A 22,387-nucleotide genomic window follows, 5' to 3' on the forward strand; every position below is an offset into this window, starting at 1 on the left:
GTCGTTCCTTTCACGTGGTGATCCGCGCGGGTTCGCGGACGGACATCAGGAGACCGACGGCGAGCGCGCCGGCCAGGGACAGGAGGGTCAGCAGCCACAGGGCGGTGTGCAGGGCGTCCGCGTAGCCGGCGCTCGCCAGACGGGCGAACTCCAGCCGCCCGGCCCCGGCCGGCGCGGCGCCCGCGATGTCGCCCTGCAGCAGGCGGGAGGTCGCCCGGGCCGCCCGCGCCTCGCCGTATCGGCCGGTCAGGCTCGCCCGGGTCAGCGCGGACAGCACGGCGCCGAGCACGGCGATGGCGACGACCTCGCCGGTGATGCGGGCCGTGTTGAACAGCCCTGCCGCCATGCCGGCCCGCGCGGGCTCGACGGAGGAGACCGCCGCCCCGTCGACCACGGCCAGCGACACGCCGAAACCCGTCCCGATCAGCAGCAACGGCACGGCGAGCCGCGCCGGGCCCGATCCGGCGGGCACCGCCGCCAGCAGACCGGTCCCGGCCGCGACCAGCAGCAGCGTGGTCACCAGCAGGACGCGCTGCGACAGGCGGCGGGCCAGGGCGCCGGTGACGGGCGGCATCACCAGCGTCGGCCCGGTCAGCAGCATCAACGTCAGACCCGCCTGCCGGGCCGAGTACCCGGAGGTGGCCATGAGGTATGGCGGCAGCACGATCGTCAGCGCGACGAAGCCGAAGGCGAGCAGGAACGGCATGGACGCGATCGCCGCGAACCGGGGCCGGCCAGCAGCGACAGATCCACCAGGGGCGCGGGATGACGCCGTTCGGCCATGGCGAAGGCCGCCGACAGGACGGCGCAGGCGGCGAAGGCGGCCGACACCGCGGGGTGCGTCCACCCGAGAGCCGGCCCCTCGATCACGCCGAAGGTGAAGGCGGTGAGCGCGAGGGTGAAGGCGGCCGCGCCGCCCCAGTCCATGGGGCCGTCCAGGGCGGCGCGCGACTCGTCCAGCAACGCGCTCAGTGGCGGCACCGGCAGCAGCGCGATCCCGGCCGCCGCGAACAGGCTGCGCCATCCGACGGCGCCGACCAGTGTTCCGGCGATCACCGGGGCGAAGGCAAGCCCCAGGCCGAGCGTGGTGCCGAACCAGGCGAACGCCCTGGTCCTGCCGGGGCCCGCGGGGTAGGCGTCCGCGAGCAGCGCGGTGCCGCCGGTGGTGGCCGCGGCGGCACCCGCGCCCGCGAGCGCCCTGGCCGCGATCAGTACGCCGATGTCCGGGGCGGCGGCGGCCAGGAGCATCGACGCCGTGAACACGCCGGCGCCGAGGGCGAACATCCTGCGCCGCCCGAACCGGTCGGCCAGCGCCCCCGTGCTCGTCATGAACGCGGCGAAGGTGAGGAAGAAGGCGTTGACCACCCACTGGGTGGCGTCCAGCCCGGCGCGCAGGTCCGCGCCGATGTCGCCGAGCGCCTCGGCGGTGCCCGTGGCGGTCACCGGGACGAGCAGCACCGCGGCGCAGACCACGGCGAGGGACGGCGCTCGCCGTCGTGGGCCAGGACAATCCGCAGGCATAGATCCCATCCAATTCCGATAACCATAAGAACTCTGATGGACATCAGAGGATGGATGAATAGCGGAAGGCCTGTCAAACCGGTGGTAGGGTCCCCATGTCAGAGCCCTGACGGCGCGGGGAGCGTGATGATGGGAGCCGAGGAGGCGAGGATCGCCGAGGCGGTGGCGTGGCGGCCCGGCAACGCCATCAAGCGCGCAGAACAGGCGCTGATCGCGGAGAAGAGCCGCGTGCTGCGGCCGTTCGGGCTGACCGTCCCGCAGTACGCGGCGATGTACGCGCTGTCGCTCGCGCCCGGCATCTCGGGGGCGAAGCTGGCACGGTTCTGCTCGGTCACCCCGCAGAGCATGACGACCGTGCTCAAGACGCTGGAGTCGCGTGGGCTGGTGGAGCGGCGTCCCTCCAGCGATCACGCCCAGGTGCTCGTCACCCGGCTCACCCGGGCCGGGCAGGCGCTGCTGCGCAAGGCCGACGCGGCGGCCGTGGCCGTGGAGCGCAGGCTGGTGGAGGAGTTCACGCCCGACGAGGCCGACCGGCTACGGGACCTCCTCGAACGGGCCGTCGTCGTCCTGCAGGACACGCCGGCGGGGGAATGAGGCCGGGAACGGCTGTGTTGCCGCAACCATGGTCATCGGATTCATCGGCAGCGGGAAGATCGGCGGCACCCTCGCGAAGCTGGCGGTCGACGCCGGGCACTCGGTGGTGCTGAGCAACTCCCGCGGGCCGGACACGCTCTCCGAACTCGTGGCCGGGCTGGGCCCGGACGCACGCGCAGCCACCGCGGCCGAGGCCGCGGCGGCGGGGGACATCGTGGTCGTGACGATTCCCTTCGGCAGATACCGGGAGGTGCCGGTCAAGCCGCTGGACGGCAAGATCGTCATCGACACGAACAACTACTACTACGAGCGGGACGGTCACTTCCCCGAGCTCGACGCCGGTGAGACCACCGACACCGAGCTGCTCGCCGCGCATCTGCCGGGGTCGCGGGTCGTGAAGGCGTTCAACTCCATCAACTACGTCCACCTCGCCGAGCAGGGGCTGCCCGCCGGCGCGGAGAACCGACGGGCGCTGCCCATCGCGGGCGACGACGCCGAGGCCAAGAAGGCGGTCGCCGAGCTGACCGACTCGTTCGGCTTCGACGTGGTCGACGCGGGTCCCCTCGCGGAGGGGCGGCGGTTCCAGCGGGACAAGCCCGCCTACGGCCCCCGCCTCACCGCCGGCGAGTTGCGCGACGCCCTCGCCCGGGGTTGACGGATCAGGCGGGGACGCCGATGGGGACGACCGTCTGGCGGATGCCGGTCTCGGCGGAGCGGCGGATCGCGTCGAGCACCTGATGCAGGCGCACACCGTGCGCGAAGTCCGGCACCCGCCCTCCGCCCGTCCGGAGGTCGGCGGCGAGCGCGGCGTAGAGCTCGGCGACGTTGCGCGCGTCGCCCGCCGCCCCGGGCGCCCGGACGTACTCCTCGGGAACCGGCAGCTCCTTCCACGCGCCGCCCGCCGTCCCGTGCAGGCGCAGCTCACTGATCTGCACGCCGTACGGGCTGCCGGGGCCGGTGGACACGAGGGAGAGATCGCCCTCCGTGCCGGAGATCTCGATTCGCGTGCCCGGCTCGGTGACCTTGCCGCTGTGGAGGTGCAGGGAGACCACCGCGCCGCTCGCCATGGTGGCGGAGAGCAGGAGCTGGTCGGGGGCGTCGGCCTCGATCGTCTCGCCGCTCTCCTCGACGACGTACGTCTCCCGCTGGACGGAGAGGGTGGCGGACAGGGAAGCGGCGCCGCCCAGGAGATGCTCCACGACGTCGAGCGTGTGCCCGCCCACGACCTCGAGCAGCCCGGCCGCGCCGGCACGGGTGACCGTGTACGCCGACCAGGACGGCAGCCTTCCGGTCGCGCCCTTGCCGACCGCCGAGTGGACGTTCACCGAGGTGACCCGGCCCACCGCGCCGTTCCGGAGCAGGTCGCGGGCGTAGGCCACGACGGGGGCGAACCGGCCCTGCAGCCCGAGCGCGTGCCGCACGCCGGCCGTCCGCGCCTGGTCGAGCAGGTCCTGCGCCTCTGCGGTCGTCCGCACCAGCGGCCATTCGCACAGCACGTGGGTGCCTGCCTCCAGGGCGGCGCCGACGAGCTCGGCATGGTGGGGGACCTTGACCGTGACGGCGACGAGGTCCACCTCGGGGTGCGCGGCGAGGGCCCGGGGATCGGTGAACGCGTGCGCGGCGCCGAACCTGCGCGCGGCCTCGCGGGCGCTGTCCTCCCGGCTGGTCGCCACGGCCGTGATCTCGTAGTCCGGCAGCGCCCGCAGCGCCGGCACGTGCGCGCGCACCGCCCAGCCGCGCTCGGGGTTGGCGCCGACGATGCCCACACGGATTCTGCTCATTTCCGCCTCCACGCAATAAGCGGACTCGGTGCGTCCGGTTGTGAACGCTAGCATAACCGGACGCGCCGAGTCCGGTTGGTAGGCTGCGTTCATGAGTGGTCGGGACGGAGCGGTCGGCGTGCTGCTGTCGGCGGAGCCGGGGCGGACGCCCCGGGCGGACGCGCGGCGCAACATGGAGCGGCTGGTGGAGGCCGCGCGTGCGGCGGTGGCCGAGATCGGAGTCGAGGTCACGGCGCACGAGATCGCCCGCAGGGCCGGTGTGGGCATCGGGACCTTCTATCGGCGCGTGTCCTCCCGTGAGGCGCTGCTGGAGGCGGTCCTCGACGAGGTGCTCGCCGAAATGGCCGGCCTGGCCGCGAACGCCGGCGCCGACCCCGACCCCTGGCGCGGATTCGAGACCTTCGCCGCCGCGTACGTGCGGCTGCGCGCGGAGAGCTGCGGCATCCGCGAGGCCGTGGGCGGCGCCTGCGGGCCGAACCTCGACCCGGTTCTCGGCCAGATCCAGGAGGGCCTGCGGCTCCTGGTGGAGCGCGCGCAGGAGGCCGGGGTGATGCGGGCCGACGTGGCCTGGCAGGACGTGCCGTTCCTGCTGGCGGCCGTGGCTACCGGTCCGCGCACGCTCAGACTCCGGGCCGGGGACGAGCAGTGGGGCCGGAACCTGCGGATCGTGCTCGACGGGCTGTGTGCGCCGCGGACGCAGGGGCTGCCGGGGACCCCGCCGGCCTGATCAGTCGGTCTCGAAGGCGAGCCGGTCGGTGAGCCAGCGGTAGAACTTGATCGAGAACCTGACCCAGTGGGCCACCATCGTGGTCAGGTGTTCCCTGGTCACGCCGGCCCCGATGTAGACCTGGGAGTCGCCGACGACCCGGATCGTGCCGTTGTCCTGGGTGAACGCGTACACCTTCGGCCACATCGTGTCCGCGTTCCACTCGTTGATCGCCGTGAGCAGCATCGGCTTGTCGTCCACCGAGTACTGCCTGTCGTAGAAGGACCGTACGGTGAACAGGTCTCCTTCCTTGCCGAACAGGAAGAAGATCGTGAGATGGGCGGTGGAGATCGCCAGGTCGCCCTCTGTGTCTATCGTGTGCTCGATGTCCAGCTCGTCCAGGATCTCCTCGAGGAGGTCCCGGTCCGGCCGGACGACCGCTGGGGAAGGCGTCACCGCTCCATCCTGCCGCATCGGGCCGTCAATAAAGTGGCGGATGTGACAGACGATCCGGCGGAGGAGTTCAGTGGCCACCGCGCCCGGCTTTTCGGGCTCGCCTACCGGCTGCTCGGCTCCGCCGCCGAGGCCGAGGACGCGGTGCAGGACTCCTACCTGCGGTGGAACGCCGCCGACCGGGCGGCGATCGCCACGCCCGGCGCCTGGCTGGCGAAGGTCCTCACCAACATCTGCCTCAACCGGCTGACGTCCGCCCGGGCCCTGCGGGAGGAGTACGTCGGCCCCTGGCTGCCCGAGCCGGTCCTGACCGACGAGCCGCTGGAGACGGCCGAGCAGCGCGACTCGATCTCGATGGCCTTCCTCGTCCTGCTCGAACGGCTCACCCCGGCCGAGCGCGCCGTCTTCGTCCTGCGCGAGGCCTTCTCGTACGGCTACCGCGAGATCGCCGACGTGCTCGAGCTGTCCGAGGCGAACTGCCGGCAACTGCACCGCCGGGCGCGGCAGCGGGTGGGGGAGCGGCGCCGGTTCGACGCCTCGGCGCAGGCCCGCCGCCGGATCGTGGAACGCTTCCTGCTGGCCGCCGAGAACGGCGACCTCGCCGGGCTGGAGAGCGTGCTCGCGGCCGATGTCGTGGCCTGGTCCGACGGCGGCGGCAGGGTGAGCTCGGCCCTGCGGCCGGTGGTGGGGGCCGCCAAGGTGTGCCGCTACCTGGCGGGCCTTGCCGCCCGAGCCGCGGGGACGGGGGTCCGCCTCGGTCTCGCCGAGGTCAACGGGGAGCCCGCCGTGCTGGCCTTCCTCGACGGCGGGCTGTTCAGCGTGTTCGTCGTGGAGAGCGACGGGGATCTCGTCCATGGTCTGCGCGTCGTCGTCAACCCGGACAAGCTCGCCTATCTCGCGGGGCAGTTGTCACAACGGGAGGGCGTCGCCGGTTCTTAGCGGTATGAGCGATTCCATCCTTGTCACCGGCGGCACCGGCACCCTCGGCCGCCACGTCGTCGGCAGGCTCCTGGAGGCCGGAGCCGACGTTCGCGTCCTGTCCCGCTCGCCCCGCCCCGGCATGCCGTACGCGTCCGTGAAGGGCGACCTGACCACCGGCGCCGGCCTGGAGCGTGCCGTGGGCGGCGTCTCCACGGTCGTCCATCTCGCCAGCGACCCGCGGCGTCCACGCGGCGACGTCGAGGGCACGCGCCGGCTGGCGGAAGCCGCCCGCGCGGCGGGGGCCGGACACCTCGTCTTCATCTCCATCGTCGGCGTGGACCGGCATCCGTACTCCTACTACCGGGCCAAGTACGAAGCCGAGCGGGTCGTGGCGGCGTCCGGACTGCCGCACACGATCCTGCGCACCACGCAGTTCCACGACTTCGTGCTGCTCCTGGCCCGGTCGCTGGTCCGGCTGCCCGTCGTGCCCGTGCCCGCCGGGTGGCGCTTCCAGCCGGTCGACACGTCCGAGGTCGCCGAGCGGCTGGCCGCTCTGGCGTCGGCGGCCCCCGCCGGACGGGTTCCCGACATGGGCGGCCCGGAGATCCTGCCGGCGCGTGACCTCGTGCGGGCCTACCTCTCGGCCACCGGACGCCGCCGGCCCCTGATGAGCGTACGGGTGCCGGGGAAGACGGCGGCGGCCTTCCGGCAGGGCGTCCACCTCGCGCCCGGCCAGGCGACCGGCGTCCGCACGTTCGCCGAGTTCCTCGCCGGCCGGGGCACCCCGGAGCGGCCCGTCTCCGGGCGGGGCGCCGCGTGAGCGCGCGGGTCCGCCTGCGGCGGCGAATCGGGCTGTGGTACCTCGCGCTCACCGAGGCCGTCGTCGGGCTGTGGCAGCTGCTCGCGCCCCGCTCGTTCTACGACGACTTCCCGCTGCCGGGGCATCCCTGGGTGTCGATGCTGCCGGAGTACAACGAGCACCTGCTGCGCGACCTCGGCGGGCTCAACCTCGGGATGGGCGTCATGCTGGCCGTCGCCGCGGTCCGGCTGGAGCCGGTGCTGCGCCGTACCGTCGTGATCGGATACCTGTTGTACGCACTGCCGCATCTGGTGTTCCACCTCGGCCATCTCCACGGCTTCACCGCCCTGGACGCGGCCGGCCAGGCCGTCACCCTGGCCCTGGGCGTGGTCGTAGGGCTCGCCGTCCTGTAGAGGAGCGTCAGCCCGGGAGGTCCCCGTGGGGTCCCGGGCTCGCGGCGATCCTGGCCACGAGCGCCGTGATGTCCCCCGCCAGGGCGGAATCGAGCGGGGCATGCCGGTTGAGCAGCCGATACCACATGGCCCCGAAGATCATGTCGACCAGGAGGTCCAGGTCGGCGCCGGGGGGCGGCGGCATCCGCTCCAGCACCGCCCGCAGGGCGTCCCGCCGTGGACCGATCAGCCGCTCCCGCAGGCGCTCGCCCAGGGCGGGGTCGCTCTGGGCCTCCGCCATGAGGCCCGCCACGATCCTGCCGATCGCGCCGTCCGCCAGCGCGAAGGTCTCGCTCAGGAACGTCTCCAGGCCGGCCTGCGACGGCGCATGGGAGCTCCCGACGAGGTCGGTCATCGCCTCAAGCAGCAGGTCGGCCTTGGTGTCCCACCAGCGGTAGAGCGTCTGCCTGCCGGCGCCCGCCTCCTCGGCGATGCCCTTCAGCGTCACGTTCGGATAGCCGTCGCGCTCGCACAGCCGCAGGGCGGCCTTGAGTATCGCCCGGCGCGCCTGCTCGCTGCGCGGCCTCCCAACCATGCCGCCACTTTACAGGACACCGTGTCTCGATTTAAGATTTCGAGGCAGCATGTCTCGTATTGAGGAGAGGTCCAGTGCGTGAACGAGTGGTGATCGTCGGCGGCACGAGCGGCATCGGCCTGGCCACCGCCGTACGGCTGGCCGCGTCGGGCCGCGAGGTCGTCGTCACCGGCCGTACGCCCGAACGCCTGGAGCAGGCGGTCAAGGAGATCGGGGAGCGGGGCTCCGGAGTGGTGGCCGACGCCCGCGATCCGGAGGCGATGCGGAACCTGTTCGCCGAGGTGGGTCCGGTGGACCACGTGGTGGTCAACGTGTCCGGACGTAAGGGGGCCGGCCCGTTCCGGTCGCTCTCGCCCGACGACCTGCGCGAGGCCCTGGACGACAAGCTGATCGCCCAGGTGGTCGCCGCCCAGGCGGCGCTCCCGGCGCTGCGGCGGGACGGGTCGCTGACGTTCGTCGCGGCGGCCAGCGCGAACAACGCGCTGGCCGGAGTGGCCGGGCTCGCGGCGGTGAACGGCGCCGTCGAGTCGATGATCCCGGGGCTCGCGGTGGAGCTCGCGCCGGTCCGGGTCAACGCGGTGTCACCCGGCGTGGTCGACACCGAGTGGTGGGACTGGCTGGGGGACAGCCGGCAGGGCGCGCTCGACGGGTTCGCCGCCGCCACAACGGTCGGCAGGATCGGCACCCCCGCCGACGTGGCGAACGCGATCGCGTACCTGATCGAGACGGGTTACGCGACGGGCACCGTGCTGACCGTCGACGGCGGCGTCCGCCTCAAGCCGAGCGCGGCATGAGGACGATCCTCGTCACGGGGGCCACGGACGGGCTGGGCCGCCACCTGGCGGTCCGGCTCGCCGCGTCGGGCGACCGGGTGATCGTGCACGGGCGCGATCCCGAGCGGGTGCGCCGGGTCCGCGCAGAAATCGGCGGGACGACCGAGGGCCTGCTCGCGGACCTCGCCGACCTGCGGCAGGTCGACCGCATGGCGGCGGAGATCGAGGAGCGGTTCGACGGCCTGGACGTGCTCGTGAACAACGCGGGAGTCGGCGGGGGAGCCCCGGGCTCCGGCAGGCAGGAGAGCGCCGACGGCGTCGAGTTGCGCTTCGCGGTCAACTATCTGGCCGGCTATCACCTGACCCGGCGCCTCGTCCCCCTGCTCGTACGGTCCGCGCCGTCGCGCGTGGTCAACGTGGCGTCGGTGGGACAGCGGGCGATCGACTTCGCCGACCCGATGCTCACCCGGGGGTACGACCGCCAGCGCGCCTACTCCCAGAGCAAGCTCGCGCAGATCATGTTCACGTTCGACCTCGCGGAGGAGCTCGCCGGACAGGGAGTGTCGGTGACCGCGCTGCATCCGGCGACGTACATGGACACCACGATGGTCAGGGAGGCCGGCGCGCCCGTCCTCAGCTCCGTGCGGGAGGGCGGCGACGCCACCCTCCGCCTGATCGACGGGAAGGTCTCTAGCGGCACCTACCACGTCGGGACGACCGAGGGCCGGGCCGACCCCCAGGCGTACGACCGCGAGGCCCGGGCCCGCCTCCGCGAGCTGAGCGACCGCCTCGTCCGCGAGGCCCTCTGAACGACGCGCTGAACGGCCGCGCTGCGGCGTCCGCGGGAACCTCCGGGTAGCCGCGGCGGTAGTGAGGGGCATGAGGCACACTGCGGTCGGCTTATGCGGCTTGGTGCTCGTGGCGGGCTGCGCCGGCACCGGAAACCCCGGCACAGGAAACCCCGGAACCGGCACGGGCGCCGGAACGACGCTCCCGTCCGTCTCCGCCTCCGTCCCCGCCTCCGTCTCTGCGTCGGTCCCCGCTCGGGGGTCCTGCGAACGGACGACCGGTAGCACGGCGAACGCGCTGCCCGAGGTGCGGGGCTCCGGGCGGGGAGCCGAGGTGTGGGGGCTGATGTTCGCGCCGGTGCCGCTCGCCGCCGGGCGGGAGGTCAAGATCGTGTGGCGGATGACGGGTGAGGGGCCGTTGCGCGTGACCGCCGCGCTCCCCGACGGCACCGCCGCCAGGCTGACCTGGGGGCCCGAGGCGCACGGCGGATCGACCTGGCACCGGCCCGGTCAGGAGTGGGGCACGGGGTTCGTCTTCCCCAAGCCAGGCTGCTGGGAGATCACGCTGACCCGCGACCGGGGCTCGGGCACGGTGTGGCTGCCGGTGCGGTGAGTCGAGCCCCGGCCCGCCGCCACCGGGTGCGGAGCGTCGCGGTCAGTGGGGTGTGGTGCGGGCGAGGATGTGCGGCGGGACGGGATGTGCGGCGGCCTGCGGTTCGGTCACGGGAGCCTGCCACGACCGGGTGAGCGGCAGGATCCCGGCCCACACGTCATGCGGGTCGCCGGCGTCCTCGGGGTGGCCCTCGCGCACCTTGACCGACGCCTCGGCGAGCGGGACCGCGAGGATCGTCGTCGCGGCCAGTTCCTTGCGGTTCGGCTGCCGGGCGTAGTCCCACTGGCCGGGGGTGGCGTGCTCGGTCAGGCACCGCAGGGCGGCGAGCTTCTCGTCGCCCTCCAGTACGCGCGGCACGCCGTAGATCATCGCACTGCGGTAGTTCACGCCGTGCTCGAAGACCGACCGGGCCAGCACGAGGCCGTCGACGTGTGTGATCGTCACGCAGACCGTCGTGTCGCGGGTGAGGCTGCGGCTCGCCACCGAGCCGTGCACGTACAGATGGTCGTCGTCGAAGCCGTACACCGTCGGCACCACCATGGGGTCGCCGTCCACGACGACGCCGAGGTGACAGACGAACCCGGCCCGGAGCACCTCGAACAGCGCCTCCCGGTCGGTGCGGCCCTGCTCCCGCAACCGGCGGTGCCGGGTCCGCTCGGTTGCGGACAGATCACTCATGAAGCGACATTTAACCAGTAAAAGCCTCGGCCCGCCCGGCAGGGTTGCCGGGCGGGCCGTGTCGTGGATCGCTGCGGAAGGACCGGCTCAGGCGGCGGACGTCGGCCCGGACGTCCTCGGGAACCGGATGACGTTCCCGCCCGTGTAGGCCTTGAGATCGACGATCTTCCGGTCTCTCCTGTCCCGCGCGGGCCTGCGGCGCAGCGCGGTCCTGATGTCCCTGACCTTGGCGAGCGACGGCACCACCGTGACCATGTTCGTTTCCCCCCGACCGTGATGGTTCCGTGACCTTTCCCGGTATAGATACCGGAGGCTCGGTAAAAGGGGCGTAAAGCCTCCCGTGTCACATATGCCTCTGGAGGCGCGAGGGCCTCTGGAAGCACGGCTCAGTACGGAAGCGGCCGGCCGGAGGGGGTGCGCAGGTCGAGATCGGCGACGGGACGACGGACGCGGCGGGGCCTGCGGATCGTGCTACGTCTCATGGCCCTTCCTCCTTCCATGACGTTACGCAGACTATTCGCCCCGCGTGCCGCCGTCCTCCCGTTTTCACTCAGAGGGAGCCGGGCACCTTGCGGCTCACGACACAGAGCCGGTTCCAGGCGTTGATCTGCGCGATGGCGACGACCAGCGCGGCCAGTTGCTCATCGGAGTGGTGCTTGGCCGCATCCGCCCAGATCTCGTCCGGGACGGGGTCGGACCGGTCGGCGAGCCGGGTCGCGGCCTCGGTCAGCGCGAGCGCGGCCCGCTCGGCGTCCGTGTAGTAGGGCGCCTCCCGCCAGGCGGCCACCGACCACAGGCGCTCGTCGCTCTCCCCGGCCTTCTTGGCATCCCGGAAGTGCATGTCCAGGCAGAAGGCGCAGCCGTTGATCTGGCTGGCCCGGATCTTGGCGAGTTCCAGGGTGGCGGGGGGCACGTCGCACCCGTGCAGGAAACGCTCCACCCCGAGCATGGCCCGGTACGCTTCGGGAGCCAGCTCGCGGACGTTGATCCGCTGGGTCATCGTCATCTCCTCGTCTCGTCGGCCCGCGTCACGCGGGCGAGTTTCTCGGGGTTCAGGACCATGTCGACGGCGGTGACCCGGCCCTCCGCGACGGTGAGGCCGAGCACGGCGACCAGCCGGTCGCCGCGGTAGCGCAGCAGGCCCGGCCAGCCGTTCACCACGGCGGGGACCAGCTCGAACGGGCCGAACCTCTGGATGCCGAACAGCAGCCTGGCCACCTTGGCCGCGCCGAAGACGGGACGCCTCCCGGCGCGCACCCGGCCGCCGCCGTCGCTGCGGAACACGACGTCCGGGTCGAGCAGCGCGACCAACGCGTCCATGTCGTCGCCGAGGCACGCCCGGGCGAAGGCGTGCACCACCCGCCGGTGTTCGGAGGGGTCCACGTCGAACCGGGGCGCGCGCGACGCGACGTGCGCGCGCGCCCGGGCGGCGAGCTGCCGGCAGGCCGCGGGACTGCGCCCGACCGCCTCGCCCACCTCGGCGAACGTCAGGCCGAACACGTCGTGCAGCACGAACGCCGTCCGCTCGGCCGGGCTGAGCGACTCCAGCACGACGAGCATCGCCATGCTCAGCGACTCGTCCAGGGTCACCCGTTCCGCGGGGTCCGGCGCCGTCCCGGTGAGAACGGGGCCGGTGGGAACGGGCCCGGTGAGAACCGGCTCGGGCAGCCACTGCCCCACGTACTCCTCCCTGCGGTGCCGCGCCGAGCGCAGCACGTCGAGAGCGAGCCGGGAGACCGTGACCACCAGCCAGCCGGTCACGTCCCCGATCTCCTCGCCCCCGTCGGCGGCCGTGGCGGACCGCAGCCGCATCCAGGCGTCCTGCACGACGTCCTCGGCCTCGTCGAGGCTGCCGAGCAGCCCGTACGCGACCCCGAGCAGCCGGGGCCGCATCGCCTGGAACTCGGCGTCCAGGCCGGTAACCACTCCGCCGTCATGGTCGTTCACACCCTGAGGACGAGACATCCCCTCAGTGTGTGACATCCGTCTGCAGCGGCCGCCCTCGCGGCGCCTCCTGCGCCGGTGCCCAGGATCCGCCGGGGGCGCGGAGGCCGAACGCGACGACGACCGCGCCGAGCACCGCCGCCGCCACCGGGACGACCAGCGCGGTCCGCAGCGCGTCCGGCCCCGACCCGGCCGCGACGCTGACGGCGGTGACGGCCGACAGCCCGAGCGCCGTGCCGAACTGCATCGCCGTGTAGAGCAGGCCGCCCGCCAGGCCGTGCTCGTCCTCGTCGACGCCCTCCGTCGCGGCCATGGTCAGCGGGCCGTACGCCAGGGAGAAGGACAGGCCGAGCAGGAGCAGTGCCGGAAGCATGGCGGCGTAGGTCCAGTCCATCCCCACGGGCAGGAAGAGCGCGTACGCGACCGCCGCGAGGACGATGCCGCCGAACAGCACCCGGGCGTTGCCGAAGCGGTTCACCAGCCGCGGCGTCAGCGTCGGCGCGAGCACCGTGTCGATCCCGATCACCAGCATGGCCAGGCCGGTCTGCATCGCGTTCCAGCCACGCCACTCCTGGAGATACAGGGTGATCAGGAACTGGAACCCCGCGAACGCGAACAGGAACAGCAGCGCCGCCGCGTTCACCCGCACCAGTGGCGCGGTGCGCAGGATGCCCAGCCGCACCAAGGGCGACGACGATCGGCGCTCGATCGCGACGAACAGCCCCAGCAGCGCCAGCCCCGCCGCGATGGCGCCGGCGGTCAGGCCGGGGCCGTCGCCGGGGTGTTCCAACCGGACCATCCCGTAGACCAGCAGCAACATGGCCCCCGTGACGACGAACGCCCCCGCCAGGTCGAAGCCGCCCGAGGGCCGCTCGCCACCCGTGTCGCGGACGAGGACCAGCGCCGCCCCCAGGATCAGCGCCGACAGGATGACCGGCGCGAAGAACACCCACCGCCAGCCGAACGCGGTCAGCACGCCGCCGGCGACCAGGCCGAGCGAGAACCCGCCCGCCGCCGTGCCCGCGTACACGCCGAGGGCCTTGGTGCGCATCGGTCCCTCCGGGAAGTTGGACGTGACCAGCGCCAACCCGGCGGGTGCCATGAACGCGGCCGCGACCCCTGTGACGAACCGTGCGGCCGGCAGCATCCAGCCTTGCGTGGCGAACCCGCCGAGCCCGGAGAAGATCAGGAAGACGGCCAGCCACAGCAGGAACATCCGCCGGTGGCCCAGCAGGTCGGCGGCTCGCCCGCCGAGCAGCATGAACCCGCCGTAGCCGAGCACGTAGGCGCTGACCACGCCGCTGAGCGTCCCGGTGGACAGGCCCAGGTCGGCCCGGATCGACGGCAGCGCCACGTTCAGCATCGCGACGTCGATCCCCTCCAGGAAGATCGCGCCGCACAACACCAGCAGCACGCCCCACGCGCGTCCGGTCATGCGGGCGGGGTGCCGGGCGGCGATTCCGCCCGTGGAATCAGACATCGGGGTCCGGCTCCATCTCGTCGGGGAACCGGTCCCGGAGCGGTTCCCCGAGTGCCTGCCGGTTCCCTCTTGTAACCGACTGCATCCTCAGGCACCATCGGTGACCATGGAAGACGGCACTTTCGAGTCCCTCGGTTACTGCGCGAATACCGGCGTCGACGACGACGTCCTCCAATGGGACCAGCGCGCGGACTGCGAGGTGCGGCAGATCCTCGACCGCATCGCCGACAAGTGGTCGCTCCTGGTGATCGCGCTGCTCGACAAGCGGAGCCTGCGCTTCACCGAGCTGCGCCGCGCGATCGACGGGGTCAGCCAGCGGATGCTGGCCCGCACGCTGCGGCATCTCGAACGCGACGGGCTGGTGAGCCGCACGGTGCACCCGACCGTCCCGCCGCGCGTGGACTACGCGCTGACGCCGATGGGCGCGACTCTGCACGCCACCATCCGTGCCCTGGTCGTCTGGACCGAGGAGCACCAGAACGCCATCGCCGCGGCCCGCGCCGCGTACGACCGGCGCGTGGCCGCCGAGCAGGAGGCCGCCGAGCGCGAAGAGGCCGAACGCCGGGCCGTCGCCCGCGCGGCCCTGCCGATCAGGGGCTGACCGCCGGCGAAGGTGCCCGAACCAGGGCGAGCACGGGCCGGCCGGGGACGCGACGTGGTCTCAGGCCGACTCCCGCACGATGAGACGGGTGGGCAGGATCACCGGGTCCACCGGGCCGCCTCCGTCGACGAGCGCGAGCAGCAGCCGTACGGTCTCCTCCGCGACGTCGGCGAGCGGCTGGCGGATCGTGGTGAGCGGCGGATGCGTGGTGGCGGCGACGGACGAGTCGTCGAAGCCGCCCACGGCCACGTCGCCGGGCACCCGGCGTCCGGCCGCACGCAGCGTGGACAGCGCGCCGGCCGCCATGAGGTCGGAGGCCACGAAGACCGCGTCGAGGTCGGGTGTGCGCTCGAGCAGCCGCGCCATCGCGCTCTCGCCGCTGAGCTGGGTCCAGTCGCCGTGTTCGATCAGCTTTCTGGAGGCCTTCCTGCCGAGCACGTCGGCGAAGCCCTCCAGGCGCTGGATGCCGCCTGGGGTGTCCATCGGGCCGGTGATCGTGGCGATCTTCCTGCGGCCCTGCTCGACCATGTAGCGGGTCATCTGCCGGGCGCCCTCGCGGTCGTCGGCCGCCGCGTAGGGGATGACGTTCTCCTTGCCGATCACCGCGCCGCAGGCCACGGCCGGGATGCGCAGCGACTCCAGTTCGTCCACCAGCGGGTCGCCCGCGTGCGTGGACATCAGCAGCACGCCGTCGGCGTGGCCGCCGCGCACATAGCGGACGACGCGCTCGCGGTCGCCGTCGTCCCCCGCCAGCATGATGACCAGGGAGACGTCCCGCTCGCCGAGCCGCCGGATCGCCGTGCGGATGGTGGTGCTGTAGTTCGGGTCCTCGAAGACCTTCTCGTGCGGCTCCGACAGCACCATCACCACCGACCCGGTCCGCTGGGTGACCAGGCTGCGGGCGTTGCGGTTGACGATGTAGCCGGTCTCGGCGATGGCGCGGCGGACGGCGGCGTGGGCGGCGGGGCTCACGTACCGGTCGTCGTTGAGCACCCGGGACACGGTGCCCCGGGAGACGCCCGCCGCCGCGGCCACGTCGTGAATGGTCGGACGCTTCGCCATGGTCGTATTGTCCCCCCGCCGATCAGCGTGTTTCCCCGTGCTCGTCAGCTTTTCACGGCCCCGCCGGACAGGTCCGTACGCCAATAGCGCTGCATCGTGAGGAACAGCGCGATCAGCGGGATGAGCGACAGCATCGTCCCCGTGATGATCAGGTTGTACAGCGACGGCTGGTTGGCGCCCGCGGCGAGCAGCGTGTAGAGGCCGACCGTCAGCGGGAACTTGTGGTCGTCGCCCAGCATGATGAACGGCAGCAGGAAGTTGTTCCAGATCGCGACGAACTGGAACAGGAAGATGGTCACCATGCCCGGGGTCAGCAGCGGCAGCGCCACCCGGCGGAACAGCCGCCACTCGCCCGCGCCGTCCAGCCGGCCCGCCTCCAGCAGCGAGCCGGGGATCGCCGCCTGCGAGTAGATCCTGGCCAGATAGATGCTGTACGGATGCAGGATCTGGGGCAGCAGCACCGACCAGTACGTGTCGGCCAGGCCGGCCTTGGAGAACAGCAGATACTGCGGGATCGCCAGCACGACCGACGGCACCAGGATGCCGCCGATGAGCAGGTTGAAGATCAGGCCGCGACCGGGGAAGGAGTACTTCGCCAGCGTGTACCCCGAGATCGTGGACACCGCGGTCGACAGCACCGCGCCGCCCCCGGCGTACAGGACGGTGTTGAGCAGCCAGAGCCAGAAGACGCCGTCGCGGTAGGCGAACAGGTCGCCCAGGTTGGACAGCAGGCCGGTGCCGGGCGCGAAGGTCGAGGTGGAGAACAGCTCGGCCTTGGACTTGGTGGCGGCGACCACCACCCAGCTCACCGGGAACAGGGTGTAGATCGCGCCCAGCACGAGCACCCCGGTGGGCACGATCCCCAGCGGGCGGCGCGGCGACGGGCGGGCGTGCCCGCGGGTCCTCGGCAGTGCGGTGGCGGTCATCAGCCCTCCCCGAACGCGTGGTTCTTCACGACCCGCAGGAAGCCGAACGACAGCACGAGGGAGATCCCGGCGATCACCATGGACGTCGCGGCGGCCGAGTACAGGTCGCCGGTGACGAACGCGTCGCGGTACACCTTCATCAAGGGGCTCCAGGTCGAGCTGATCGTGTTCGTCAGCGGCCGCAGGGTGGTCGGCTCCGTGAACACCTGGACGGTCGCGATGACGGAGAACACCGTGGTCAGGATGATCGACGGCACCAGGATCGGGATCTTGATGCGCAGCGCGATGCCCAGCTCGCTCGCGCCGTCGATCCTGGCCGCCTCGTAGTACTCCCGCGGCACGGCCCGCAGGTTCGTGTAGAGCACCAGCATGTTGAAGCCGGTGCCTCCCCAGACCGCCACGTTCGCCATCGAGAACGTCACCAGGTCGGTGCTCAGGAACGGGTGCTCGCCGAACGGGCTGAGGCTGGGCAGGTAGAGGAAGCCCCACATCAGCGTCGCCGCCACGCCCGGCACGGCGTACGGCAGGAAGATCGAGATCCGGGTGAGGCGGGCGAGCCGCACGTGCGCCGCGTCGAGCATCAGCGCGAACACGAGGGCGAGCCCCAGCATCAGCACGAGCACGAGGGCTCCGTACGCGAGGACGCGCAGCCAGCCGGCCCACAGCTCGCCGTCGCCGGCGGCGGCGGCGTAGTTGGCGAGCCCGGCGAAGACCTCCGTGCGGGCCCCCTTGCCGAGGCCCAGGCCGGAGACCTTGGTGCGCCGCAGGCTCAGATAGATCGTGTAGCCGATGGGCAGGGCCATGAAGAGCGCGAACAGCGCCATCGCCGGGGCGAGGAACAGGTAGGGCACGGCGCCCGCGCGGCCGGCGCGGGCGCCCTTCTTCGGAGATCCCATCGTCACTGCGCGAGGGTGAAGCCGGACTTCTGCATGTCGGCGACCGTGGCCTCCTGCATGCTCTGCACGGCGGCGGCGAAGTCGGACTTGGCGGCGACGGCCTTGTCGAAGGCGTCCTTGTAGGCGTTGTACGTCACGCCCACGTTGGGGCCGAAGGTGAAGCCGCGGGCGGTGGCACCGATGGAGGCGGCCTGCTGCCAGAAGTCGGGCTGGTTGGAGAAGTAGTCGGGAGCCTCGGTCATCAGCGCGGCGCCCTTGGCGGAGGCCGGGTAGACCGCGCCCTCCTTGATCAGCAGTCCGAGCGCCTGCGGGTCGGTGTTCAGCCAGGTGGCGAACGTCGCGGCGGCCGCCTTGTTCGGCGACTTGGCGGCGACGGCGGTGGAGGAGCCGCCCCAGAAGCCGCTGTGGTTCTCACCCGCGTTCCACTGCGGCAGCGGGGCGATGGCCCACTTGCCCTTGGCCTTCGGCGCGTTGCTCGACAGCACGCCCGGGCCCCACACGGCAGACGGCCAGGTGAGCAGCTTGCCGTCGTTGAGCGCCTTGTTCCACTCGGGAGTGAAGTAGGGCATGCCGTCGATGACGCCCTCCTTCACCAGGTCGCCCCAGTAGGAGGCGACCTTCTTGGTGGGCTCGTCGTTGATGGCGACCTTCCAGGCGTCGCCGCTGATCGACCACCACTGCGCGCCCGCCTGCTGGGCGAGCCCGGCGAACGAGCCCGGGTCCTTGCTGGAGAACGTGCCCAGGAAGACCTTGGGGTCCTTCTTGTGCACGGTGCGGGCGGCCTCGGCGTACTCGTCCCAGGTCTTCGGCACCTCGATGCCGTACTTCTCGAACAGGTCCTTGCGGTAGTAGAGCATCATCGGCCCGCTGTCCTGGGGGACCGCGTAGACGGCGTCGGTGCCGAGGGTCACCAGCCCCCAGATGCCCTCGCCGAACTCGGCCTTCGCCTGCGCGGTCTCCGCCTTCAGATCGGCCACCGCGTCGGCGGCGACGAAGGAGGGCAGCATCTGATACTCGGCCTGGACCAGGTCGGGCGGGTTGCCCGCCTTGGCGGCGGTGAGGAACTTGGCCGCCGCGTCGTCGCCCCCCGCCTGCTTGCTGACCGTGACCTGGATGTCGGGGTGGGCCTGGTTCCACACCGCGACGATCTTGTCCATGTTCGGGACCCAGGTCCAGTAGGTCAGCTTCACCGGGCCGGCCGGCGCCGCGCTCTGGCTCGCGGTCTGGGTGGACGGCTCGTCCGAGCCGCCCGAGCAGGCCGTCGAGAGCGCGGCGGTGAGGATCGCGACCGCCGCCACTGCTAACCGGTTCACGCGCATATGTTCCTCCAGGCAGGTGGGGGAGGGGGGTAAGAGGCTGGGCTGTCTGGGAGCGTTCACAGACTGAAAGCTCCATTCCGCGCTGTCAATGGTCGTTACGCGGTTGTTAGCGACCCTCACTGATCAGCGCGAATCGGTCAAACCTTCTCGGAGAGACGGTTCTGCGCTACTGTGCACGTTCACAGAAGCAGAATCGAGGGGAGAGACGTGCCCGGATATCCCGTCCTGCCCGAGGGCCTCGCCTACGGCGGGGACTACAACCCCGAGCAGTGGCCGGAGGAGGTGTGGCGGGAGGACGTTCGCCTGATGCGCGAGGCCGGGGTGAACCTGGTCACCGTCGGCGTCTTCAACTGGGGACTGATCGAGCCGCGGGAGGGCGAGTACGACTTCTCCCGGCTCGACCGGATCCTGGACCTGCTCCACTCGGCCGGGGTGTACGCCGACCTCGCCACCCCCACCTCCTCGCCGCCCACGTGGTTTCGCCGCCGTTACCCCGGCAGCCGCCTCGTGGACAGGGAGGGCCACGTGCTCGGCGGCGGTTCGCGGCACAGCTTCTGCCCGAGCTCGCCCGACTACGCCGCGGCGTCCGAGCGGATCGTCGCCGCCCTCGCCGCGCGGTACGCCGGCCACCCCGCCCTGGCGATGTGGCACGTGCACAACGAGTACGGCTGGGCCAACGCCCACTGCTACTGCCCGGCGTCGGCCGAGGCGTTCCGCGCCTGGCTGCGGGACAGGTACGGGGACGTGGGCGCGCTCAACGCCGCCTGGGGCACCACCTTCTGGGGGCTGACCTATGGCTCGTTCGAGGAGGTCGAGCCGCCCGTCACCGCGCCGGTCGGCCTGCTCACCGGGCTCCAGCTCGACTTCATGCGGTTCTCGGTCGACGCGCACATCGCCTGCTTCCGCAGGGAGCGCGAGACGATCCGGCGGTTCAGCGACCTGCCCGTCACGACCAACTTCATGATCCCCAACTGCAAGCCCATGGACTACTGGCGCTGGGCGGCGGAGGTCGACGTGGTGGCCAACGACCACTACCTCGACTCGGCCCGAGCCGATCCGCACATCGAGCTCGCCATGGCCGCCGACCTGACCCGGTCGGTGGCCGGGGGACGCCCCTGGATGCTGATGGAACACTCGACGGGCGCGGTCAACTGGCAGCCGCGCAACCTCGCCAAGCGGCCGGGGGAGATGCGCCGCAACACCCTCGCCCACGTGGCGCGCGGCTCGGACTCGGCGATGTTCTTCCAGTGGCGCGCCTCCCGATACGGCGCGGAGAAGTTCCACTCGGCGATGGTGCCGCACGCCGGGACCGACTCCCGGATCTGGCGCGACGTGGTCGCGCTCGGCGCGGACCTCGGCAGGCTCGCCGGGGTCAGGGGCGCGCGGGTGACGGCCGAGGTAGCGGTGGTGTGGGACTGGGAGTCCTACTGGGCGCTCGAATTCGAGTGGCGGCCCTCGGCCGACCTGCGCTTCCGGGAACGGATCGAGGCCTACTACGAGGCGCTGTGGCGCGAGCACGTCACCGTCGACTTCGTGCACCCGTCGGCCGACCTGTCGCCCTACCGGCTGGTCGTCGCGCCCAGCTCCTACCTGATCGGCGAGGCGCCGGCGAAGAACCTGCACCGCTACGTGGAGGCGGGCGGACACCTGCTCGTGTCGTACTTCTCCGGCATTGTGGACGAGAACGACACCATCCACCCGGGGCCGTACCCCGGGGCGCTGCGAGAGGTGCTTGGCGTGGCAGTCGAGGAGTTCCACCCGCTTCGCGGGCACGAGACGGTCGCGTTGCGGCCGCCGAAGTCGTCCGGGCCCGAGTCATCCAAGCACGGCGCGACCGGCCGGATCTGGTCCGAGCGGGTGCGGCTCGCGGGGGCGCGGGCCGTGCACGAGTTCGCCGACGGGCCCGACGCCGGACATCCCGCCGTCACCCGGCACGACCTGGGCGCGGGCAGCGCGTGGTATGTGTCCACCGCGTTGGACGCCGAGTCCGGCCTGCGCGCGCTCGTCGCGGGGGTTCTCGACCACGCGGGTGTGTCCCGGCCGCGCGGCCTGCCCGACACGCTGGAACTCGTACGGAGGGGCGACCACCTGTTCCTCATCAACCACGCGGACGCGCCGGTGACGGTGGACGGGGTGACGGGCACCGGCGTGCTCGACGGCGCCGCGTACGGCGGTTCGGCGACGGTGCCCGCCGGGGGCGTCGTGGTCGTCCGCACATGAGCGCCCCGGCGCCGTGCCGCACCTGACCGGCGGCGCGGTGCCGGGGATCCGGGGGATTTCCGCTGACGTCCTCTCCTGACCGGAGGATCCGATGGTTCGACACCTGGCGGCCCTGCTGTGCGCGGCCACCGCACTCCTCACTCCGCTCACCACACCGTTCACCGCCGCGGCGCCCGCGCACGCCGCGGTTTCGGACGCCGGCGGCCGCAGGCCGGACGGCGGGCCCCCGCTCGCGATCAGGGGCGCCGACGTGTCGAGCCTCGCCAAGTCCGAGGCGCTCGGCGGGGCGTACCGCTACGCCAACGGGCGGCGGGGCGACGCGCTGGCGATCCTGCGGTACGGCGGGCTGAACTACATCCGGCTCAAGGTGTGGGTGAACCCCGCCGACGGCTACAACGGCAGGGGTCAGGTGCTGGCGGTCGCGAAGCGGGCCAAGGCCCTCGGCATGGGCCTGCTCGTGGACTTCCACTACTCCGACTCCTGGGCCGACCCCGGCAAGCAGAACAAGCCCGCCGCGTGGGAGTCGCTGTCGTTCGACGAGCTGAAGCAGGCGCTCTACGACCACACCTACGACGTGCTGAGCGCGCTGAAGGCGCAGGGCACGACGGCCGACATGGTGCAGGTGGGCAACGAGCTCAACGGCGGTCTGCTGTGGCCCGACGGCCGCTGGGACAACTGGCCGCAGCTCGCCGCCCTGCTCAACGCGGGATACGACGCGGTCAAGGCGGTCTCCGGCGACACCAAGGTCGTGCTGCACCTCGCGAACGGCGGCGACAACGGCCTCTACCGGTGGTGGTTCGACAACGCCGCGGCCAACGGCGTCCGCTACGACGTGATCGGCCTGTCGTACTACCCGTACTGGCACGGCACGCTCGCCGCGTTCCAGGCCAACCTGAACGACGTCGCCGCCCGGTACGGCAAGCCGGTCGTGGTGGCCGAGACTGCCTACCCGTTCACCACGGGCGACGACGACGGCTGGGAGAACATCGTCACCTCCGCCGAGCCGTACGCCGGATATCCGGCCACCCCCGCGGGCCAGGCGGCGTTCGTCCGCGACCTGATGAACATCGTCAGGGCGGTGCCCGGCGGGCGCGGGCTGGGGGCGTTCTGGTGGGAGGCCACCTGGACCGGGGTGAAGGGCAACGGCTGGGATCCCGCCGACCCGGCGTCGGGCAACGCCTGGGAGAACCAGGCTCTGTTCGGCTTCGACGACCGGGCGCTGCCCGCGCTGCGGGAGTTCGCCCGCCGGTAGCGCGGACATGGTCTCCCTCCCCGCGACGACCTGACCACGTCGCGGGGAGGGTTCGGGGGTTCGGGGGCGTCCA

At 72.1% G+C, this 22,387-nt stretch carries 26 protein-coding genes; 12 read left to right on the forward strand and 14 right to left on the reverse strand.

The features are described from left to right. Window positions 1–10: 10 nt before the first annotated feature. The gene (locus tag FH610_RS21560) at window positions 11–706 is read right to left on the reverse strand and encodes an MFS transporter (protein ID WP_167538754.1); all 696 of its coding nucleotides are present in this window, start codon (window positions 704–706) and stop codon (window positions 11–13) included. After that, window positions 670–1,473: an MFS transporter gene (locus FH610_RS21565; protein WP_161628046.1), complete on the reverse strand. Its 804-nt coding sequence runs from the start codon at window positions 1,471–1,473 to the stop codon at window positions 670–672. The genes FH610_RS21560 and FH610_RS21565 overlap by 37 nt, the downstream gene beginning before the upstream one ends. A gap of 174 nt (window positions 1,474–1,647) precedes the next feature. Here FH610_RS21565 and FH610_RS21570 point away from each other — a divergent pair, with 174 nt between their 5' ends. Together FH610_RS21570 and FH610_RS21575 are read left to right on the forward strand one after the other, a co-directional pair. Next, entirely contained in the window at window positions 1,648–2,115 is a 468-nt protein-coding gene (locus FH610_RS21570) for a MarR family winged helix-turn-helix transcriptional regulator (RefSeq protein ID WP_240809105.1), read from the forward strand. Window positions 2,116–2,143: 28 nt separating this feature from the next. After that, window positions 2,144–2,770, forward strand: a complete 627-nt coding sequence (locus FH610_RS21575; protein WP_139576329.1) for an NADPH-dependent F420 reductase — start codon at window positions 2,144–2,146, stop codon at window positions 2,768–2,770. A 4-nt stretch (window positions 2,771–2,774) separates the two neighbouring features. Here FH610_RS21575 and FH610_RS21580 read toward each other — a convergent pair whose 3' ends face one another. Continuing rightward, the gene (locus FH610_RS21580) at window positions 2,775–3,896 is read right to left on the reverse strand and encodes a Gfo/Idh/MocA family protein (protein ID WP_139576330.1); all 1,122 of its coding nucleotides are present in this window, start codon (window positions 3,894–3,896) and stop codon (window positions 2,775–2,777) included. Between the two features lie 91 nt (window positions 3,897–3,987). Here FH610_RS21580 and FH610_RS21585 point away from each other — a divergent pair, with 91 nt between their 5' ends. After that, on the forward strand, window positions 3,988–4,623 hold the full coding sequence (locus tag FH610_RS21585) for a TetR/AcrR family transcriptional regulator (protein WP_139576331.1): 636 nt from the start codon (window positions 3,988–3,990) through the stop codon (window positions 4,621–4,623). Here FH610_RS21585 and FH610_RS21590 read toward each other — a convergent pair whose 3' ends face one another. Then, on the reverse strand, window positions 4,624–5,058 hold the full coding sequence (locus tag FH610_RS21590; protein WP_161628047.1) for a type III secretion system chaperone family protein: 435 nt from the start codon (window positions 5,056–5,058) through the stop codon (window positions 4,624–4,626). It abuts the gene before it with no gap. A 42-nt stretch (window positions 5,059–5,100) separates the two neighbouring features. Here FH610_RS21590 and FH610_RS21595 point away from each other — a divergent pair, with 42 nt between their 5' ends. From FH610_RS21595 to FH610_RS21605, 3 genes are read left to right on the forward strand one after another with little or no spacing between them, the layout of a single operon-like run. Then, window positions 5,101–5,994 carry an RNA polymerase sigma-70 factor gene (locus FH610_RS21595; RefSeq protein ID WP_240809106.1) on the forward strand — a complete coding sequence of 298 codons (894 nt, stop codon included), beginning with the start codon at window positions 5,101–5,103 and terminating at the stop codon, window positions 5,992–5,994. A gap of 4 nt (window positions 5,995–5,998) precedes the next feature. Next, window positions 5,999–6,796 (forward strand): SDR family oxidoreductase, encoded by a 798-nt coding sequence (locus FH610_RS21600; RefSeq protein ID WP_139576334.1) that lies wholly within the window; start codon window positions 5,999–6,001, stop codon window positions 6,794–6,796. Next, window positions 6,793–7,188 carry a hypothetical protein gene (locus FH610_RS21605; RefSeq protein ID WP_139576335.1) on the forward strand — a complete coding sequence of 132 codons (396 nt, stop codon included), beginning with the start codon at window positions 6,793–6,795 and terminating at the stop codon, window positions 7,186–7,188. The genes FH610_RS21600 and FH610_RS21605 overlap by 4 nt, the downstream gene beginning before the upstream one ends. Window positions 7,189–7,195: 7 nt before the next feature. Here the strand turns inward: FH610_RS21605 and FH610_RS21610 are convergent, their stop codons facing one another. Then, entirely contained in the window at window positions 7,196–7,762 is a 567-nt protein-coding gene (locus FH610_RS21610; protein ID WP_139576336.1) for a TetR/AcrR family transcriptional regulator, read from the reverse strand. Window positions 7,763–7,836: 74 nt separating this feature from the next. Between FH610_RS21610 and FH610_RS21615 the strand changes: the two genes are divergently transcribed. The 3 genes from FH610_RS21615 (at window position 7,837) to FH610_RS21625 (ending at window position 9,936) form a co-directional block, all read left to right on the forward strand. Beyond that, on the forward strand, window positions 7,837–8,556 hold the full coding sequence (locus FH610_RS21615; RefSeq protein ID WP_139576337.1) for an SDR family oxidoreductase: 720 nt from the start codon (window positions 7,837–7,839) through the stop codon (window positions 8,554–8,556). After that, window positions 8,553–9,344, forward strand: a complete 792-nt coding sequence (locus FH610_RS21620; RefSeq protein ID WP_139576338.1) for an SDR family NAD(P)-dependent oxidoreductase — start codon at window positions 8,553–8,555, stop codon at window positions 9,342–9,344. The genes FH610_RS21615 and FH610_RS21620 overlap by 4 nt, the downstream gene beginning before the upstream one ends. Window positions 9,345–9,414: 70 nt before the next feature. Next, window positions 9,415–9,936 (forward strand): hypothetical protein, encoded by a 522-nt coding sequence (locus FH610_RS21625; protein WP_139576339.1) that lies wholly within the window; start codon window positions 9,415–9,417, stop codon window positions 9,934–9,936. A gap of 42 nt (window positions 9,937–9,978) precedes the next feature. Here FH610_RS21625 and FH610_RS21630 read toward each other — a convergent pair whose 3' ends face one another. The 5 genes from FH610_RS21630 to FH610_RS21645 form a co-directional block, all read right to left on the reverse strand. Further along, window positions 9,979–10,614 (reverse strand): pyridoxamine 5'-phosphate oxidase family protein, encoded by a 636-nt coding sequence (locus tag FH610_RS21630; RefSeq protein ID WP_139576340.1) that lies wholly within the window; start codon window positions 10,612–10,614, stop codon window positions 9,979–9,981. Between the two features lie 87 nt (window positions 10,615–10,701). Beyond that, on the reverse strand, window positions 10,702–10,869 hold the full coding sequence (locus FH610_RS43295) for a hypothetical protein (RefSeq protein ID WP_167538755.1): 168 nt from the start codon (window positions 10,867–10,869) through the stop codon (window positions 10,702–10,704). A 295-nt stretch (window positions 10,870–11,164) separates the two neighbouring features. Further along, entirely contained in the window at window positions 11,165–11,614 is a 450-nt protein-coding gene (locus FH610_RS21635) for a carboxymuconolactone decarboxylase family protein (protein ID WP_139576341.1), read from the reverse strand. Between the two features lie 2 nt (window positions 11,615–11,616). Next, a complete protein-coding gene (sigJ, locus tag FH610_RS21640; protein WP_240809107.1) occupies window positions 11,617–12,561 on the reverse strand; it encodes an RNA polymerase sigma factor SigJ in 945 nt (314 codons plus the stop codon). A gap of 22 nt (window positions 12,562–12,583) precedes the next feature. Next, on the reverse strand, window positions 12,584–14,038 hold the full coding sequence (locus tag FH610_RS21645; RefSeq protein ID WP_240809108.1) for an MFS transporter: 1,455 nt from the start codon (window positions 14,036–14,038) through the stop codon (window positions 12,584–12,586). Window positions 14,039–14,144: 106 nt separating this feature from the next. On the opposite strand from FH610_RS21645, the gene FH610_RS21650 reads away from it, so the two are divergent. Next, entirely contained in the window at window positions 14,145–14,639 is a 495-nt protein-coding gene (locus FH610_RS21650) for a winged helix-turn-helix transcriptional regulator (protein WP_205825950.1), read from the forward strand. A gap of 60 nt (window positions 14,640–14,699) precedes the next feature. On the opposite strand, the gene FH610_RS21655 is transcribed toward FH610_RS21650, so the two are convergent. From FH610_RS21655 to FH610_RS21670, 4 genes are read right to left on the reverse strand one after another with little or no spacing between them, the layout of a single operon-like run. Then, window positions 14,700–15,701, reverse strand: coding sequence for a LacI family DNA-binding transcriptional regulator (locus FH610_RS21655; protein WP_139576344.1), 1,002 nt, complete (start codon window positions 15,699–15,701; stop codon window positions 14,700–14,702). Between the two features lie 44 nt (window positions 15,702–15,745). Then, the gene (locus FH610_RS21660) at window positions 15,746–16,627 is read right to left on the reverse strand and encodes a carbohydrate ABC transporter permease (RefSeq protein WP_139576345.1); all 882 of its coding nucleotides are present in this window, start codon (window positions 16,625–16,627) and stop codon (window positions 15,746–15,748) included. Beyond that, window positions 16,627–17,523, reverse strand: coding sequence for a carbohydrate ABC transporter permease (locus tag FH610_RS21665; protein ID WP_139576442.1), 897 nt, complete (start codon window positions 17,521–17,523; stop codon window positions 16,627–16,629). The genes FH610_RS21660 and FH610_RS21665 overlap by 1 nt, the downstream gene beginning before the upstream one ends. Window positions 17,524–17,525: 2 nt before the next feature. Further along, window positions 17,526–18,842 carry an ABC transporter substrate-binding protein gene (locus FH610_RS21670; RefSeq protein ID WP_139576346.1) on the reverse strand — a complete coding sequence of 439 codons (1,317 nt, stop codon included), beginning with the start codon at window positions 18,840–18,842 and terminating at the stop codon, window positions 17,526–17,528. A gap of 207 nt (window positions 18,843–19,049) precedes the next feature. Here FH610_RS21670 and FH610_RS21675 point away from each other — a divergent pair, with 207 nt between their 5' ends. Both FH610_RS21675 and FH610_RS21680 read left to right on the forward strand, forming a co-directional pair. Then, window positions 19,050–21,062, forward strand: coding sequence for a beta-galactosidase (locus FH610_RS21675; protein ID WP_240809109.1), 2,013 nt, complete (start codon window positions 19,050–19,052; stop codon window positions 21,060–21,062). 91 nt (window positions 21,063–21,153) lie between these two features. Continuing rightward, on the forward strand, window positions 21,154–22,314 hold the full coding sequence (locus FH610_RS21680) for a glycoside hydrolase family 53 protein (protein WP_139576347.1): 1,161 nt from the start codon (window positions 21,154–21,156) through the stop codon (window positions 22,312–22,314). Window positions 22,315–22,387: the final 73 nt, after the last annotated feature.

The sequence above is a fragment of the Microbispora catharanthi genome (genome assembly GCF_006334915.2).
GTDB lineage: Bacteria > Actinomycetota > Actinomycetes > Streptosporangiales > Streptosporangiaceae > Microbispora > Microbispora catharanthi.

Excerpts from the sequence above, each read along its gene's own strand:
- FH610_RS21570 (WP_240809105.1), top strand. The coding sequence starts at position 1,648 with ATGATGGGAGCCGAGGAGGCGAGGATCGCCGAGGCGGTGGCGTGGCGG.
- FH610_RS21610 (WP_139576336.1), bottom strand. The coding sequence starts at position 7,762 with ATGGTTGGGAGGCCGCGCAGCGAGCAGGCGCGCCGGGCGATACTCAAG.
- FH610_RS21655 (WP_139576344.1), bottom strand. The coding sequence starts at position 15,701 with ATGGCGAAGCGTCCGACCATTCACGACGTGGCCGCGGCGGCGGGCGTC.
- FH610_RS21625 (WP_139576339.1), top strand. The coding sequence starts at position 9,415 with ATGAGGCACACTGCGGTCGGCTTATGCGGCTTGGTGCTCGTGGCGGGC.
- FH610_RS21575 (WP_139576329.1), top strand. The coding sequence starts at position 2,144 with ATGGTCATCGGATTCATCGGCAGCGGGAAGATCGGCGGCACCCTCGCG.
- FH610_RS21660 (WP_139576345.1), bottom strand. The coding sequence starts at position 16,627 with ATGACCGCCACCGCACTGCCGAGGACCCGCGGGCACGCCCGCCCGTCG.
- FH610_RS21600 (WP_139576334.1), top strand. The coding sequence starts at position 5,999 with ATGAGCGATTCCATCCTTGTCACCGGCGGCACCGGCACCCTCGGCCGC.
- FH610_RS21585 (WP_139576331.1), top strand. The coding sequence starts at position 3,988 with ATGAGTGGTCGGGACGGAGCGGTCGGCGTGCTGCTGTCGGCGGAGCCG.
- FH610_RS21620 (WP_139576338.1), top strand. The coding sequence starts at position 8,553 with ATGAGGACGATCCTCGTCACGGGGGCCACGGACGGGCTGGGCCGCCAC.
- FH610_RS21650 (WP_205825950.1), top strand. The coding sequence starts at position 14,145 with ATGGAAGACGGCACTTTCGAGTCCCTCGGTTACTGCGCGAATACCGGC.
- FH610_RS43295 (WP_167538755.1), bottom strand. The coding sequence starts at position 10,869 with ATGGTCACGGTGGTGCCGTCGCTCGCCAAGGTCAGGGACATCAGGACC.
- FH610_RS21670 (WP_139576346.1), bottom strand. The coding sequence starts at position 18,842 with ATGCGCGTGAACCGGTTAGCAGTGGCGGCGGTCGCGATCCTCACCGCC.
- FH610_RS21680 (WP_139576347.1), top strand. The coding sequence starts at position 21,154 with ATGGTTCGACACCTGGCGGCCCTGCTGTGCGCGGCCACCGCACTCCTC.
- FH610_RS21645 (WP_240809108.1), bottom strand. The coding sequence starts at position 14,038 with ATGTCTGATTCCACGGGCGGAATCGCCGCCCGGCACCCCGCCCGCATG.
- FH610_RS21630 (WP_139576340.1), bottom strand. The coding sequence starts at position 10,614 with ATGAGTGATCTGTCCGCAACCGAGCGGACCCGGCACCGCCGGTTGCGG.
- FH610_RS21635 (WP_139576341.1), bottom strand. The coding sequence starts at position 11,614 with ATGACCCAGCGGATCAACGTCCGCGAGCTGGCTCCCGAAGCGTACCGG.
- FH610_RS21560 (WP_167538754.1), bottom strand. The coding sequence starts at position 706 with ATGCCGTTCCTGCTCGCCTTCGGCTTCGTCGCGCTGACGATCGTGCTG.
- FH610_RS21580 (WP_139576330.1), bottom strand. The coding sequence starts at position 3,896 with ATGAGCAGAATCCGTGTGGGCATCGTCGGCGCCAACCCCGAGCGCGGC.
- FH610_RS21665 (WP_139576442.1), bottom strand. The coding sequence starts at position 17,523 with ATGGGATCTCCGAAGAAGGGCGCCCGCGCCGGCCGCGCGGGCGCCGTG.